Origin of the sequence: Cellulomonas sp. KH9 (genome assembly GCF_900114185.1) — a bacterium.
Taxonomy (GTDB): domain Bacteria; phylum Actinomycetota; class Actinomycetes; order Actinomycetales; family Cellulomonadaceae; genus Cellulomonas.
The window spans coordinates 891666-906230 of record NZ_FOSE01000001.1 but is presented as its reverse complement, the minus strand read 5'-3'; the positions used below and the strand labels follow the sequence as shown (position 1 = coordinate 906230).

The following is a 14565-nucleotide window of genomic DNA, read 5'->3' as shown; positions in this document are numbered from 1 at the left end:
CCCGACCAGGGAGGTGCCGTGGCGAGCTGGTCCGACCGGTGGGCGCGTGCGCGTGCGCAGATGGACGCGCTGCCCCGCCCCGTGCGCGTCGTGGCCGTCACGGTCGTCGGCGGCACCGTGGTGCTCACCGGCGTGGCGATGCTCGTGCTGCCGGGGCCGGGCGTCCTCGCGATCCTCGCGGGACTCGCGCTGCTCGCCACGGAGTTCGCGTGGGCGCGGCGCTGGCTGGACCGCGCGCGGGCCGCCGGCCAGGCGGGCGTCGACAAGGGGCGTGAGGTGTGGGACCGGCGGCGGTCGGCCCCCGGGCCCGACCCGCTGCGGACCACGGAGCCGGCGGACGCGCAGGAGCCGGCGGACGCGCCGGAGCCGGCCGAGGTGCGGGACCCCCACGACCCCCAGGACCCGGTCGACCCCGTCGGCGCGTCCCGCTGAGGCCCCCACGTCCCGGGGTGGCTCCGACACCGCTCCCGTCGGACGATGGGCGTCATGCACACGCGATCGCTCGGCCAGGGCCTCGAGGTCTCCGCGGTGGGCCTGGGCGCGATGGGGATGTCCCAGAGCTACGGTCCCAACCCCGGGACGCGGGACGACATGGTCGCCGTGCTGCGCGGCGCGGTGGAGCGCGGGGTGACGTTCGTCGACACCGCGGAGGTCTACGGCCCCTACGCCAACGAGGAGCTCGTGGGCGAGGCGCTCGAGCCGCTGCGGGACCAGGCCGTGATCGCCACCAAGTTCGGGTGGGACATCCGCGACGGGCGCGCGGCCGGGCTGGACAGCCGCCCCGAGCAGATCTGTCGCGCCGTCGACGGGTCGCTGCGCCGGCTGCGCACCGACGTGATCGACCTGCTGTACCAGCACCGCGTGGACCCCGCGGTGCCGATCGAGAGGACGTCGCCGGGACGGTCGGCGAGCTGGTCGCGGCCGGCAAGGTGCGGCACCTGGGCCTGTCCGAGGCGAGCGCGCGGACGATCCGCCGGGCGCACGCGGTGCACCCGGTGACCGCGGTCCAGAGCGAGTACTCGCTGTGGACGCGCGACCCGGAGGCCGAGGTGCTGCCCGCGCTCGCGGAGCTCGGCATCGGCCTCGTGCCGTTCAGCCCGCTCGGCAAGGGGTTCCTCACCGGGACCGTCGACGCGACCACGACCTTCGCGCCCGGGGATATCCGGACCCGTGTGCCGCGGTTCGAGGCGGAGAACCGCGCGGCCAACGCCGCGCTGGTCGAGCACCTGCGGGAGCTCGCGGCCCGCCGCGACGCCACCCCGGGGCAGGTGGCGCTGGCCTGGCTGCTGGCGCAGCAGCCGTGGGTCGTGCCCATCCCCGGCACGCGCCGGCTCGCGCGCGTCGAGGAGAACGCCGCGGCGACGGGCGTCGCGCTGTCGGCGGACGACGTGGCCGACCTGGACGCGCTCGCAGCGCGCGTCGGGGTGCGGGGCGAGCGCTACGACGCGGAGCACCTGGGGTACCTCGACCGCTGAACCCGCCCTGCAGTGGCGGACGGCACAGCCGCGGGACCTGATGACCGGATACCCCCGGGGGTATCCTCGAGCCATGTCCACCAGCACCACGCCCCACCCCGTCCGGCGGGTCGTCGTGGTCGGCGGCGTCGCCGGCGGCATGAGCGCCGCCGCCCGCGCCCGCCGCCTCGACGAGCGCGCCGACATCGTCGTCCTCGAGCAGTCCGACTACGTGTCGTTCGCCAACTGCGGCCTGCCGTACCACCTGTCCGGCGAGATCGCCGAGCGCGGCTCCCTCCTGCTGCACACCCCGCAGACCCTGGCCGCCGCGCTGGCGCTCGACGTGCGCACCGGCAGCCGCGTGACCGCCGTCGACACCGCCGCCCGCACCGTCACCGTCGTCACCGCGGACGAGCAGTACACGCTGGGCTACGACGCCCTGCTGCTCGCCCCCGGTGCCGTCGCGGTGCGTCCGCCCGTCGAGGGGCTGGACCACCCGGCCGTGCACTCCCTGCGCACCGTCCCCGACCTGGACGCCCTCGGCGCACGCGTCACGGACCTGCTCACCGCCCGTGCCGCCGACGCGCCCGCACCCACGGCCGTCGTCGTCGGCGCCGGGTTCATCGGCCTCGAGGCCGTCGAGGCGCTGACCGCCCGCGGTCTGCAGGTGCACCTCGTCGAGCTCGCGGACCACGTGCTGCCCCCGCTCGACCCGGAGCTCGCGCCCCTGCTGGCCGACGAGCTGCGGGCCCACGGCGTGGGCCTGCACCTGGGCGCCGCCGCGCAGCGCGTCGCACCGCGCGGTCACGACGGCTCCGTCACGGTCACGCTGTCGGACGGCACCGAGCTGGCCGCCGACGTCGTCGTCGTCAACGTCGGCGTGCGTCCCGCGAGCGACCTGGCCCGCGACGCCGGCCTCGCGCTCGGCCCCACCGGCGCCATCCGCGTCGACGCCGACCAGCGCACGTCCGACCCGCACGTCTGGGCCGTCGGTGACGCCGTCGAGGTCACGCAGGCCGTCACCGGCACCGTCGGGCCCGTCCCGCTGGCCGGGCCCGCCAACCGGCAGGGCCGGCGCGCCGCCGACTCCATGGTCGGGCACCGCACCACGCCGCAGGCACCCGTGCTCGGCACCGCGATCGTGCGCGTCCTCGGCCTCACCGCGGCCGTGACCGGCCCGAACCAGGCGGCGCTCACCCGCGCGGGCCTCGACCACGAGGTGGTCCGCATCCACCCCGCCCACCACGCCGGGTACTTCCCCGGCGCCGAGCAGATCCACCTGGTGGCGACCTTCGCCCCCGACGGTCGCCTGCTCGGCGCCCAGGCCGTGGGCCGCGACGGCGTCGACAAGCGGATCGACGTGCTGGCCACGGCCCTGCGCGCCGGGATGACCGCCGACGACCTCGCCGAGCTGGAGCTCGCGTACGCGCCGCCCTACGGCTCGGCCAAGGACCCGGTGAACATGCTGGGGTTCGTCGCGCAGAACGTGCTCGACGGCACCACACCCCAGTGGCACCCCGACGAGCTCGACGCCGCCCGGGCGGGCACGCTCGTGCTCGACGTGCGCTCCCCCGGCGAGTTCGCCCGCGGCCACGTCCCCGAGGCGCTGAACGTCCCGCACACCGAGCTGCGCGGCCGCCTCGACGAGGTGCGCGCCGCCGCGGCCGGGCGACCGGTCAGCGTGCACTGCGCGAGCGGGGTGCGGTCGCACATCGCCACGCGTGTGCTGCTCCAGGCCGGCCTGGACGCCCGCAACCTGTCCGGCGGCTGGCTGACGCTCAGCGCCGTGCACCCCTCCCTGACCGACCCGGCCGCGACCCCGCGGACCGCTGCGTGAACCACCCCCGCCGCGCCGGCACCCCGCCGTGGCAGGCTGCGGGCAGACCCGTCCGCCGCTGACCCCCACCCGACGTCACCCCCTCGAAGGAGACCACCATGTGCTACCCCGTCCGCTGCGCCACCTGCCAGAAGACCACCTGGGACGGCTGCGGCCAGCACGCCGAGGACGTCATGGCCGAGGTGCCCCGCGACCAGCAGTGCACCTGCCCGCGCTGACGGCCCGCACCGCACCCCACCACCCCGCACGCCCGTGCCGCGGCACCGCCGCGGTGCCGCGGCAGGTCCCCAGGAGGACGCCATGGATCTGGACAAGGACGAGATGACCAAGGTCGGCAACCGGCTCCGGCGCGCCCAGGGCCAGCTCGCCGCGGTCGTGCGGATGCTCGACGAGGGCCGCAGCTGCGAGGACGTGGTCACGCAGCTGTCCGCCGTCTCGCGCGCGCTGGACCGCGCCGGGTTCGCGATGATCGCGTCCGGCATGAAGCAGTGCCTGGTGCAGGGCGAGAACGCCGCGGACGGCGACACCCCGACGCTGGACGTGCAGAAGCTGGAGAAGCTCTTCCTCTCGCTGGCCTGACGCCGGCGCGCGGGCCGGTGCGCCGGTGCGCGTCAGCCCGCCGCCAGACGGAACACCGGCCACCCGATCTCGGTGCGCCACGCCGCCGGGTCCGGCGTGTCCCGTGGGCCCACCAGGTACGTCTCACGCACCGGACCGGCCACCGCGAGCGCGTTCGCGACGACCCACGCGCCGAGCTCGCCGTAGGTGACGTCGATGTCGTCGTGCGCCCCGGCGTGCGTGGTGACGGCCAGCTCGACGGCCGGCAGGGTCACCGGGCGCACGCGCCCGACGCGCGGCGGAGCGGCCGTGGGGCGGTGGACGACCACGTGCCCGCGCCCGGTCTCGAAGAGCGCGTTGTCGTACGACCCTCCCGGGGGGCCGGCGGGCTCGTGGACCACGGCGTCGAGCTCGGCCGTCGCGTCGGCGTACCACCCGAGGACCTCGTCGAGCGCGACGTCGTCCTCGACCGCGGCCACCGTCGTGGCCGCGACGACGCGCAGCTCGACGTCGATCGGCGACGCGCTCGGCCGCAGGAGCCTGCGGAGCGAGACCACTGCGGCCCGGGTCCGGTCGAGCTGCGCCTCGAGCCGCCGCAGGTGGTCGGCGACGAGCGCCGCGCGGGCCCCGGGGTCCGGGGCGAGCAGGACGCGTCGCACGTCGGCGAGCGGCAGGTCGAGCTCCCGCAGCCGGTGGACGACCTGGGCGGTGGGGATCTGCTCCGCCGTGTAGCGCCGGTAGCCGGTGGCGGGGTCGACCGCAGCCGGCTCCAGCAGGCCGGCCTCGTGGTAGCGACGCAGGGTGCGGACGCTGAGGTGGGTCAGCCGGGAGAACTCGCCGATCGTGAGCACCGTCGCAGTCTGGACCCTCTCCCGGGGAGAGGGTCCAGCCTGGTGCCCATGACGACGACACCCGACACCCACGGCAGCCTCCCGACGACCATCCGCGAGTTCCTCGCGGCGCACGTGGTCCGCGACCCCGCCGCGATCCGGGCGTTCACGCCGACCGCGGTGGTGGTCGACGACGGGCGCACCTACCGCGGCACGGACGAGATCGTGCGGTTCCTGGCCGGCGCGGGCGCGCAGTTCACGTACACCACCGAGCTCGTGGGCGTGCAGCACCCCGACGACCGGCACTGGGTGGCCACGCACCGGCTGGCGGGCGACTTCCCCGGCGGCGTCGCGGTGCTCGACTACCGCTTCACGACGGACGGCGACCTGGTCAGCGAGCTCGTCATCGGCTGACCACGGCGCCGCGCCGACGGACCGCCGCGCGGCTCCTCAGTCGCGACGGGACCCCGCCGTCACCAGGCCGCACTCGTAGGCGATGATCACCGCCTGCACGCGGTCGCGGGCGCCGAGCTTGGCGAAGACGTTGCCGACGTGCGTCTTCACCGTCGTCTCCGAGACCACCAGCTCGCGCGCGATCTCGGAGTTCGACGCGCCCTCCGCGATGAGCCGCAGCACGTCGAGCTCGCGCGGGGTGAGGCTGCGCAGCCGCGGGTCGGGCCCCCGGTCGGGGTCGACACGCTCGCCGTCCCCCGGCAGGTGCGGTGCGAACAGGTCGAGCATGCGGCGCAGCACCCGCGGTGCCACGACGGAGGTGCCCGCGTCGACGGTCCGGATCGCGTCGAGCAGCTCGTCGGGGCGGGCGGACTTCAGCAGGAACCCGCTGGCACCGGCGCGCAGCGCCGCGAACGCCAGGTCGTCGACGTCGAACGTGGTGAGCACCAGCACCCGGGAGGCCGGGTGCTCCGCGACGATCCGCCGGGTCGCCTCGATGCCGTCCATGCCGGGCATGCGGATGTCCATGAGCACCACGTCCGGTGCGAGGGCGGCGACCTGCTCGAGCGCGACGCGGCCGTCGGCGGCCTCGCCGACGACCTCGAGGTCCGGCTCGCTCTCGACGACCATCCGGAAGCCCACGCGCAGCAGCGACTGGTCGTCCACCAGCAGCACGGTCGTCACGGTCGTCCTCCGTCGTCGGTCCGGTCCTGGCCCGGCTCCCCGTCCACCTGCTCCTGGCCCAGCTGCTCCGGGTCCGTCTCGCCCGTCCACGGCAGCACCGCACGCACGCGCCAGCCGCCCTCCGGCCGCGGCCCTGCCTGGACGTGCCCACCGAGCAGCTCCGCGCGCTCGTGCATGCCGACGATCCCCCGTCCCGTGCCACCGCCCGACCCCGGTCGTGTGCCTCCGGAGTCGGCGACGTCGATCTCGACCGTCGTCGGCGTGCGCCGGACCAGGACGTCGACCGACCCGGCACCCGGGGCGTGCCGCAGCACGTTCGTCAGCGCCTCGCCCAGGATCCGCAGCACCGCGAGGCGCACGGACGTGTCCGCCGGCAGCGCGGTGTCCAGGCCGTCCGCCGTCACGGGCAGACCGGCGGCGGCGAAGCGCTCGACCACCGTCGGCAGGTCCAGCTCGGTCGGCTCGGCCCACCGGTCCGTCCCGTCGGCCACGGACGGGCGGAGCGCCCCCAGGACGCGCTGCATGTCGACCAGCGCCGACCGGCCGGTGCGTGCGACCTGCCGCACCGCGTCCCGCGACCGGTCGGGTGCGCGCTCGAACGCGGCGTCGGCGCCGTCGGCCAGGGCGACCATGACGGTCAGGCTGTGCGCGACCACGTCGTGCATCTCGCGCGCGATGTGCGCGCGCTCGGCGGCGCGCGCCAGGGCGATGCCGTCGTCGCGCTGGCGCTCCAGCGCCTGGTACCGCTCCACGAGGTCGGCCGCGTGCTGCCGTCGGGCCCGTGCCGCCGACCCGGCGGCGACGCCCAGCAGCAGCAGCGCGAGCAGCAGCAGCACCGACCCCGTGCGGCGGCCGGCCGAGAACAGCGGCGCGTCCAGGATGGTCCTCCACTCCGACGGGTCCCCCTGGCCGGTCACGGCGTTGCCCCACAGGAGCATCTCGAGGAGGCCGAGGTCCTGCCACGCCCACAGCGCGACCGTGACGACCGTGAGGACGGCCCCGAAGACCAGCCACGTCGTCGTCGTCCCGCGCGACGCCGCCACGCTGTACAGGGCACACGCGAGGCACGCGCCGAGCACCCCCAGGACCCCCGCCACCTGCAAGGACGCCAGCGCAGCCACCACCAGCAGCACGGTCACGGCGATCGGCCGCACCCGCCGCAGGAGCAGCAGGCCGGCACCGACCGCGGTACCGACCAGCCAGGTCACGGTGACGCGGTCCGCGACCCCGGAGTCGGGCTGGTACAGCCCGAGGCCGACCGCACCGTTCGCGGTCTCCCAGATGAACATCGCGCCGACGAGCCCGACGAGGGCCATGACCGCCGCGACCGTGAGATCCATGACCCACGGCCGCGCGGTGACGAGCCGCGCGACCGGGCTGCCGGCCGCCACCTGCGCCTCGGTGAGCGGCAGCTCGTCGCGGGTGCTCGGCACCTGGACCACCGCGTCACGTCGGATCACGTGCCCACCCTCCCATCCCGGAGGGCCGGTGCGGTCTGCCTCCCGGCCCGCGGCGGCGCGTGCCGCCACCCGTGCGGAGGACGGGGCGGGTGACGGGTCAGCGGACGTCATGGCGTCCCAGCCGGTACCCCGCGGCGCAGAACGCCACGACGACCCACGCGCCGATCACCGCTCCCCCACCCCACGGGCCGAGCTGCGGGCCGTGCGTCGCGGTGTCCAGCGCCGCGAGCGCCGCGTCGTCCTGCAGGAGCCGGGCCCCCGCCGACGGCAGCGCCGCGCGGATCGTGTCGGTGGCCGCGCCCGGGTTGGCCGCCAGGACGAAGTCCGCGAGGAACACGAGCACCAGCCCGGTGACGATCGCGTCCGCCGGGCGCCGCAGGAGCATGCCGAGCGCCAGCCCCAGCAGGGCGACCGCGACGGCGAGCACCACGAAGCCCGCGAGCGCACGGGCAGTACCCGGCACCGCGAGGTCCACGGCCGGCGCCTCGCCGGCGCGCGGCCCGGTCGTGGCCAGGTACGACGCCCCCAGCGCCACCACCGCCGTGACGGCTGCCGCGACGGCCACGACGACCGCCTGCGCCCCGAGCACGGGCAGCCGGCGCGGCACCGCGGTGAACGTCGTGCGGGCCGTCCCGGTGGTGTGCTCCGCCGTCCCGACGACGGCACCGAGCACGAGGAACCCGAGCTGCGCGACCACGTACCCGGACACGACGACCCAGGACCCGGAGCGACCGTCCCCGGTCCGCACGAACAGGCCGAGCCCGTACGCCGTACCCGCCGTCACGACCACGGTGCCCAGCGCGAGCCACGGGTTCGATGGCACGCTGGTGAGCTTGGTCCACTCCGCGGCGAGCACCCGGGGGAACGTCGGGCCGGGGCGGGTGGGCGCACCGCGGGGCGGGCGCGTGGCGGCCCGGCCGGCGTCGAGCGTCGTCATCGCACGTCCCGGGTCCGCAGCCGCACCGCGGCCACGGTGAGGAGGAGGACGATCCACGCACCCAGGACCAGGCCACCGCCGACGGGACCGACGTCCGGCATGCCGGGCATCGGACCGTACGACGCGGGCGTCGTCAGGAGCTGGCCGGCGGTGCCGGGGGTGAACGCCCCGATCGCGCCGAGGGCCGTGACGCTGTGGGGAGGTGCCGCGCCCATGGTGCCGCCGCCGGGGTCGCCCGCCATCGCCAGCACGATGGGCAGGACCAGCACGACGCCGAGCGCGGTGACCAGCGCCGGCACGGTCCGGCGCAGCAGGGTGCCGAGCGCGTACCCGACCAGCGTCACCCCGACGACGAGCAGCACCATGCCCGCCAGGATGCCCGGGGTGTCCCCGACCGTCAGGCGGAGCGGCAGGTCGCGCGACACGGCCGAGGGCAGGACCCCGACGACGGTGGCGGCGACCGTCAGGACGGCCAGCCCCAGGGCGAACCCCGCCACGACGACGGTCTGCGCCGCGAGCACCGGCCACCGGCGCGGCACCAGCGTGAAGGTCGTCCGGGCCGCACCGGTGCGGAACTCCCCCGCGCCGAGCAGCACCCCCAGCACGAGGGGGCCCACCTGGGCCAGCATCAGGCCGGTGGCCAGGTCACGGGTCGGCTCGAACCCGGGGTCGACGGACGACGCGGTCGCGAACATGAAGGCGAGCGCACCGGCCGCCACGACGGTGACCAGGCCGGTCCACCACGGGGACCGCAGCGACGTCAGCTTGGTCCACTCGGACGCGACCACGCGCCCGAACGTGGGACCACCGGTGCGGGCGCCGGCCGCGGTGCGGACGCCACGGGGCGTCGTGGTGGCGCTCATCGGGCACCCCCACGGGTGTCGGCGGTGCGGTACTCGACGGCGTCGCCGGTGAGCTGCAGGTACGCCTCCTCGAGCGTGCCGGACTCGGCGGCCAGCTCCAGGACGGTCGCGCCGCAGCGGCGCGCGGCGGTGCCGACCTCGTCGACGGACGTGCCACGCACCTGCAGCACCCCGCCCTCCTGCGGCACGACCTGCGCACCGAGGGCCAGCAGCTCGCGGGCCAGCGGCTCGGGGTCGGTGGTGCGCACGCGCACCGCACCGGCCCGCTCGGACCGCTCGACGATGTCCTGCACCGTCGCGTCCGCGAGGAGCCGGCCCCGGCCGATGATGACGACGCGGTCGGCGCACAGCGCGAGCTCGTGCATCAGGTGCGACGAGAGCAGGACGGTGCGGCCCTCGGCGGCCAGCTCGCGCACCAGGCGGCGCACCCACAGCACGCCGTCGGGGTCCAGGCCGTTGACCGGCTCGTCGAGGACCAGGGTCTGCGGGTCACCCAGCAGCGCACCGGCGATGCCGAGCCGCTGCCCCATGCCGAGCGAGAACGTGCCGGCGCGGCGGTGCGCGACCGGCTCGAGGCCGGTCTGCGCGATGACCTCCCGGACGCGGGCCTTGCCGATCCCGTGCGTCTGCGCCATCGCCAGCAGGTGCTTGGAGGCCGTGCGGCCGGGGTGCACCGAGCGGGCGTCGAGCATGACGCCCACCGCGTGCAGGGGCGCGGGCAGGTCGGCGTAGCGCCGCCCGTCGACCCGCGTGGTACCGGCCGTCGCGCGCTCCAGGCCGACCACGACGCGCATCGTCGTCGACTTGCCCGCGCCGTTGGGCCCGAGGAAGCCCGTGACCGTCCCGGGCCGGGCGGTGAACGTGAGCCCGTCCACCGCCGTCGTGCTGCCGTAGCGCTTGGTCAGCGCCTCCACCTCGATCATGGTGTCTCCTCCGTGGGTGCGGGCCCGTGCCGGGCGTCCGTCGGTGACGCTACGGAGCCGACCCCGGCCGCCATCACCTGCCGGTGGACGAGAAGCGTGGGGCCGTCTCCTCGTCCCGTGGGAGGAGGAGATGCGCACGGCCCCATGCCTACGGGGTATAGGTTGGAGCCTCAGCAACGTAGGAACGAGGTGCTCCGGTGGCGACACGTGCCGGTCTGACCGTGCCCGTGCTGACGACCGCTGCGGCCGAGCTCGCCGACGAGGTGGGCTTCGCGCAGGTGACCGTCTCCGCCCTCGCGCGCCGCGTCGGCGTGCAGCCCGCCAGCCTGTACGCGCACCTGCGCGGCACCGACGACCTGCGTACCCGGATCGCCGTCCGCGCGCTCGAGGAGCTGGGCGACCGGCTGTCGGTCGCCCTGGCCGGGCGTGCGCGGCGCGCGGCGCTGCAGGCGCTGGTCGACGTCATGCGGGACTACGCCCGGGAGCACCCCGGCCGCTGGGCCGCCACGCAGGTGCGGGTCGACGTGACGCAGGCGGGCGCCGCGGGATCCCGCGTCTCGGCGCTGACGGCGGGCGTGCTGCGCGGCTACGACCTGCCCGGCGCCGAGGTCCCGCACGCCGTGCGGTTCGTCGGCAGCACCGTCAACGGCTTCCTGCACCTGCAGGCGATCGGCGGCTTCGACCACTCCGCGCCGGACGCCGAGCAGTCGTGGGCACGCACGACCGACGCCCTCGACGCGGCCCTGCGCGCCTGGCCGACCTCCTGACCCGCGGCCCGACCCCCGACACCCCGACGGACGACGAGACGATGACAGCCCTCACCCCGACCCCCCTGACCGACGACCTCGTGCACGGCGCCCTGGAGCTCGAGCGGACACCCCGCGGCGTGCAGCCCCACCGGCTCCCCGCCTGGGTGCGCCGCCAGCTGCCCGATCCGCAGCTGCTGATGGCCGAGGCGCAGCCGTCCGGCGTGCGCCTGGTCCTGCGCACGCGCGCGACGGCCGTCGCGCTCGACGCCCACCCGACCCGCCTGGCCTACGTGGGTGCCCCGGCGCGTCCCGCCGGGGTCTACGAGCTGCTGGTCGACGGTGAGCCCGCGGGCCGCGCGACGGTGGACGGCGGCGACGTGCTCGCGATCGACCCCGTCACCGGAGCCCGCGAGGTGCGACCGGGCGAGCCCGGCACCGTCGCGTTCCGCGACCTGCCGGCCCGCGACAAGACCCTCGAGCTGTGGCTGCCGCACAACGAGCTCGCGACCCTCGTCGCGCTGCGCACCGACGCACCCGTGCACCCGGTGCCCACCGGCGGGCGGCCCGTGTGGCTGCACCACGGCTCGTCGATCAGCCACGGGTCCAACGCGACCACCCCCACCGGCACGTGGCCGGCGGTGGCGGCCCGGGCGGCCGGGGTGGAGCTGGTCAACCTCGGGTTCGGCGGCAGCGCGCTGCTCGACCCGCAGACCGCCCGGACGATGCGCGACACCCCGGCCGACCTGATCTCGGTCAAGATGGGCATCAACATCGTCAACGGCGACACCATGCGGCTGCGGACGTTCACCGCCGCGGTCCACGGGTTCCTCGACACGATCCGCGACGGCCACCCGGACACCCCGCTGCTGGTCGTGTCGCCGGTCCTGTGCCCCATCCACGAGGACACCCCCGGGCCCGGCGCCTTCGACCCGAGCACGTTCGGGTCCGGGCCCGTGCGGTTCGTCGCCACCGGCGACCCCGCGGAGGTCCCCGCGGGGCGGCTGACCCTCACGGTGATCCGGGACGAGCTGAGCCGCATCGTGACCCAGCGCGGGCAGGACGACCCCCACCTGGCCTACCTGGACGGGCGTGAGCTGTACGGGACGCCCGACGCGACCGCGCACCCGCTGCCCGACGCGCTGCACCCGGACGCCGCGACCCACCGGGTCATCGGCGAGCGGTTCGCCCGTCTGGCGTTCGTGCCGGGCGGGGCGCTGGCGCGCGCCTGACGCGGCGGGCCGGCCGGACCGTCGGCCGCCGCACGCGCGGCGCCGCTCGACGCCTCACGCGAGGGGCGGCAGCCGCCTCGATCACCCGTGCGGGCGAATGCGCGCGCCCTCGCGGACAGCGTTTGCCGCCCCGGGTGCCCTGCGAAACGTTTAACGATCCACATCTCCCTTCAGACGGGCGTATCGGCCGTGGCAATGTGAAGGTTCACATCGCGGTCGCGGTCGGGCGGTCCTGCACCGGCGCAGAGCCCCGTCCGCCCGGCGGACCGTGAGGGCGCTCCCACGCCCGCGCCCCCGCGAACGACTCGAAGGAGAGCAGCATGAGACCAGCACGTGCACCCGGGGCCGCGGCCCCCGTGCGAGGAGCGCGACGCCGCTGGGCGTCCGCGCTCGCGGCGGCGGCCTTGACGGTCTCCGCCGCTGGGCTCGCGGTCGTCACCGCGCCCGCGGCGTCCGCGGCCACCGTCGACACGAACGCGTCGTACGTGCTGATCAACCGCGGCAGCGGCAAGGCGCTCGACGTCTACAACCTGGCGACCAACGACGGCGCCCGCATCACCCAGTGGACGCGCAACGACGGCTCGCAGCAGCAGTGGCAGTTCGTCGACTCCGGCAACGGCCTCTACCGGCTCAAGTCCCGCCTCTCCGGCAAGGTCCTGGACGTCCACAACTGGTCCACCGCCAACGGCGGGGCGATCGTCCAGTACACCGACCGCAACCAGGCCAACCAGCAGTTCCGCCTGCAGGACGCCCCCGGCGGCTACGTCACGCTCATCAGCCAGCACTCCGGGCTGGCCGTCGAGGTCCAGGGCGGATCGACCGCCGACGGGGCCAACATCGTCCAGTACTCCAGCTGGGGCGGCACCAACCAGCAGTGGCAGCTGGTGCAGCTCGGCGGCGGCGGCAACCCCGCGCCCACCCCGACACCCACGGCGAACCCGACGACCCCGCCGCCGACGGGCGGCACCTGCAACCTGCCGTCGTCCTACCGGTGGCGTGACTCCGGCGTGCTCGCGCAGCCGCGCTCCGGGTGGGTGTCGCTGAAGGACTTCACGGTCGCGCCGGTCAACGGCCAGCAGCTCGTGTACGCCACGACGAACACCGGCACCGCGTGGCAGTCGACCGCGTTCGCCCCGTTCTCGAGCTACTCGCAGATGGCCTCGGCGCAGCAGCGGACGATGCCGTTCACGGCCGTCGCGCCGTCGCTGTTCTACTTCGCGCCGAAGAACGTCTGGGTGCTGGCCTACCAGTGGGGCGGCCCGGCGTTCTCCTACCGCACGTCGACCAACCCGTCCGACCCGAACAGCTGGGGCGCGCACCAGACGCTCTTCACCGGGTCGATCTCCAACTCGGGCACCGGCCCGATCGACCAGGCGCTCATCGGTGACGACCGGAACATGTACCTGTTCTTCGCCGGCGACAACGGCCGCATCTACCGGGCGTCCATGCCGATCGGGAACTTCCCCGGCAGCTTCGGGTCGAGCTACGCGACGATCATGACCGACTCCAAGGACAACCTGTTCGAGGCGGTCCAGGTCTACAAGCTCGCCGGCCAGCAGCGGTACCTCATGATCGTCGAGGCCATGGGGTCGCAGGGCCGGTACTTCCGGTCCTTCACGGCCACCAGCCTGGACGGGCAGTGGACCCCGCAGGCCGCCACCGAGTCGAACCCGTTCGCCGGCAAGGCCAACAGCGGCGCCACGTGGACGAACGACATCAGCCACGGCGAGCTGCTGCGCACCAGCGCGGACCAGACCATGACGGTCGACCCGTGCAACCTGCAGCTGCTCTACCAGGGCCGCAGCCCGAGCTCGGGCGGCGACTACGGCGCCCTGCCGTACCGCCCCGGCCTGCTGACCCTGCAGCGGTGACCGGCCCGGCCTGACCCACCCCGACGCGCCCCTGCGGCCCGCTCCTCGGAAGCGGACCGCAGGGGCGCGTCTGCGTGCCCGGACGGGCACCGGACCCCGGCACCACCGGGCAGCGCGTCTATACATCGCGGGTATACCTCGTGTGTATAGTCCTGGTCGTGAGCATCGCACCCGTCCTCCTCGGACTCCTGCAGTCAGGGCCCCGCCACGGCTACGACCTCAAGCGCGCGTACGACGAGCGGTTCGGCCACGACCGCCCGCTCGCGTACGGGCAGGTCTACGCGACCCTCGCGCGCCTGCTGAAGAACGGGCTCGTGGAGGTCGAGCCCGAACCCGGTGACGGCCCGGACCGCAAGCGGTACGCCATCACGGACGCCGGCGTCAGCGACGTCGAGCAGTGGCTCTCGCACCCCGAGAAGCCCGAGCCGTACCTGCAGAGCACGCTGTACACCAAGGTCGTCCTCGCCCTGCTCACCGGGCACGACGGCGCGGACGTGCTCGACACCCAGCGGGCCGAGCACCTGCGGCTCATGCGCGAGCTCACCCAGCGCAAGGCGACCGGCGACCTCGCCGACCAGCTCGTGTGCGACCACGCCCTGTTCCACCTCGAGGCCGACCTGCGCTGGCTCGAGCTCACCACCGCGCGCCTCGACCGGCTCGCCTCCGCGGTGCGCGCGTGACCCGCCCGGACCGCCCCGCGCCGCGCCCACCGACCAC

Annotated in this window: 14 protein-coding genes and 1 pseudogene; 9 read left to right on the top strand and 6 right to left on the bottom strand. The window is 75.5% G+C overall.

Annotation, left to right across the window (positions count from 1 at the left end; all coding sequences use genetic code 11):
* Positions 1-18: 18 nt before the first annotated feature.
* The 4 genes and pseudogenes from BMZ16_RS19675 (at position 19) to BMZ16_RS04050 (ending at position 3870) form a co-directional block, all read left to right on the top strand.
* Positions 19-432, top strand: a complete 414-nt coding sequence (locus BMZ16_RS19675) for a PGPGW domain-containing protein (protein WP_255366341.1) — start codon at positions 19-21, stop codon at positions 430-432.
* A gap of 54 nt (positions 433-486) precedes the next feature.
* Positions 487-1475: pseudogene (locus BMZ16_RS04060) on the top strand (aldo/keto reductase).
* 73 nt (positions 1476-1548) lie between these two features.
* Positions 1549-3291: an FAD-dependent oxidoreductase gene (locus BMZ16_RS04055; protein WP_089798264.1), complete on the top strand. Its 1743-nt coding sequence runs from the start codon at positions 1549-1551 to the stop codon at positions 3289-3291.
* 300 nt (positions 3292-3591) lie between these two features.
* Positions 3592-3870 carry a metal-sensitive transcriptional regulator gene (locus BMZ16_RS04050; protein ID WP_089798263.1) on the top strand — a complete coding sequence of 93 codons (279 nt, stop codon included), beginning with the start codon at positions 3592-3594 and terminating at the stop codon, positions 3868-3870.
* Positions 3871-3902: 32 nt separating this feature from the next.
* Here BMZ16_RS04050 and BMZ16_RS04045 read toward each other — a convergent pair whose 3' ends face one another.
* A complete protein-coding gene (locus BMZ16_RS04045; protein WP_089798262.1) occupies positions 3903-4700 on the bottom strand; it encodes a MerR family transcriptional regulator in 798 nt (265 codons plus the stop codon).
* A gap of 48 nt (positions 4701-4748) precedes the next feature.
* Here BMZ16_RS04045 and BMZ16_RS04040 point away from each other — a divergent pair, with 48 nt between their 5' ends.
* Positions 4749-5093, top strand: a complete 345-nt coding sequence (locus tag BMZ16_RS04040; protein ID WP_089798261.1) for a Cif family virulence factor — start codon at positions 4749-4751, stop codon at positions 5091-5093.
* Between the two features lie 36 nt (positions 5094-5129).
* Here the strand turns inward: BMZ16_RS04040 and BMZ16_RS04035 are convergent, their stop codons facing one another.
* The 5 genes from BMZ16_RS04035 to BMZ16_RS04015 all read right to left on the bottom strand — a co-directional run bounded on the left by BMZ16_RS04035 (position 5130) and on the right by BMZ16_RS04015 (position 9999).
* Positions 5130-5816, bottom strand: coding sequence for a response regulator (locus BMZ16_RS04035; RefSeq protein ID WP_089798260.1), 687 nt, complete (start codon positions 5814-5816; stop codon positions 5130-5132).
* Entirely contained in the window at positions 5813-7276 is a 1464-nt protein-coding gene (locus BMZ16_RS04030; RefSeq protein ID WP_255366340.1) for a sensor histidine kinase, read from the bottom strand. The genes BMZ16_RS04035 and BMZ16_RS04030 overlap by 4 nt, the downstream gene beginning before the upstream one ends.
* A gap of 97 nt (positions 7277-7373) precedes the next feature.
* Positions 7374-8213: a hypothetical protein gene (locus tag BMZ16_RS19940; RefSeq protein WP_089798258.1), complete on the bottom strand. Its 840-nt coding sequence runs from the start codon at positions 8211-8213 to the stop codon at positions 7374-7376.
* Positions 8210-9076 (bottom strand): ABC-2 transporter permease, encoded by an 867-nt coding sequence (locus BMZ16_RS04020; RefSeq protein ID WP_089798257.1) that lies wholly within the window; start codon positions 9074-9076, stop codon positions 8210-8212. The genes BMZ16_RS19940 and BMZ16_RS04020 overlap by 4 nt, the downstream gene beginning before the upstream one ends.
* Positions 9073-9999, bottom strand: a complete 927-nt coding sequence (locus BMZ16_RS04015; RefSeq protein WP_089798256.1) for an ABC transporter ATP-binding protein — start codon at positions 9997-9999, stop codon at positions 9073-9075. Before BMZ16_RS04015 ends, BMZ16_RS04020 begins: the two co-directional genes overlap by 4 nt.
* Positions 10000-10196: 197 nt before the next feature.
* Between BMZ16_RS04015 and BMZ16_RS04010 the strand changes: the two genes are divergently transcribed.
* From BMZ16_RS04010 to BMZ16_RS03995, 4 genes are all read left to right on the top strand, one after another.
* Entirely contained in the window at positions 10197-10766 is a 570-nt protein-coding gene (locus BMZ16_RS04010) for a TetR/AcrR family transcriptional regulator (protein ID WP_089798255.1), read from the top strand.
* Positions 10767-10807: 41 nt separating this feature from the next.
* Positions 10808-11977, top strand: coding sequence for an SGNH/GDSL hydrolase family protein (locus tag BMZ16_RS04005; protein ID WP_089798721.1), 1170 nt, complete (start codon positions 10808-10810; stop codon positions 11975-11977).
* A gap of 320 nt (positions 11978-12297) precedes the next feature.
* Positions 12298-13848 (top strand): non-reducing end alpha-L-arabinofuranosidase family hydrolase, encoded by a 1551-nt coding sequence (locus tag BMZ16_RS04000; protein WP_089798254.1) that lies wholly within the window; start codon positions 12298-12300, stop codon positions 13846-13848.
* Positions 13849-14006: 158 nt separating this feature from the next.
* On the top strand, positions 14007-14528 hold the full coding sequence (locus tag BMZ16_RS03995; protein WP_089798253.1) for a PadR family transcriptional regulator: 522 nt from the start codon (positions 14007-14009) through the stop codon (positions 14526-14528).
* Positions 14529-14565 lie beyond the last annotated feature (37 nt).

What these genes read in the sequence shown, in the direction of transcription:
- BMZ16_RS04040 (WP_089798261.1), top strand. Translation starts at nt 4,749, where the DNA reads ATGACGACGACACCCGACACCCACGGCAGCCTCCCGACGACCATCCGC.
- BMZ16_RS04020 (WP_089798257.1), bottom strand. Translation starts at nt 9,076, where the DNA reads ATGAGCGCCACCACGACGCCCCGTGGCGTCCGCACCGCGGCCGGCGCC.
- BMZ16_RS04055 (WP_089798264.1), top strand. Translation starts at nt 1,549, where the DNA reads ATGTCCACCAGCACCACGCCCCACCCCGTCCGGCGGGTCGTCGTGGTC.
- BMZ16_RS04000 (WP_089798254.1), top strand. Translation starts at nt 12,298, where the DNA reads ATGAGACCAGCACGTGCACCCGGGGCCGCGGCCCCCGTGCGAGGAGCG.
- BMZ16_RS04005 (WP_089798721.1), top strand. Translation starts at nt 10,808, where the DNA reads ATGACAGCCCTCACCCCGACCCCCCTGACCGACGACCTCGTGCACGGC.
- BMZ16_RS04050 (WP_089798263.1), top strand. Translation starts at nt 3,592, where the DNA reads ATGGATCTGGACAAGGACGAGATGACCAAGGTCGGCAACCGGCTCCGG.
- BMZ16_RS19940 (WP_089798258.1), bottom strand. Translation starts at nt 8,213, where the DNA reads ATGACGACGCTCGACGCCGGCCGGGCCGCCACGCGCCCGCCCCGCGGT.
- BMZ16_RS04015 (WP_089798256.1), bottom strand. Translation starts at nt 9,999, where the DNA reads ATGATCGAGGTGGAGGCGCTGACCAAGCGCTACGGCAGCACGACGGCG.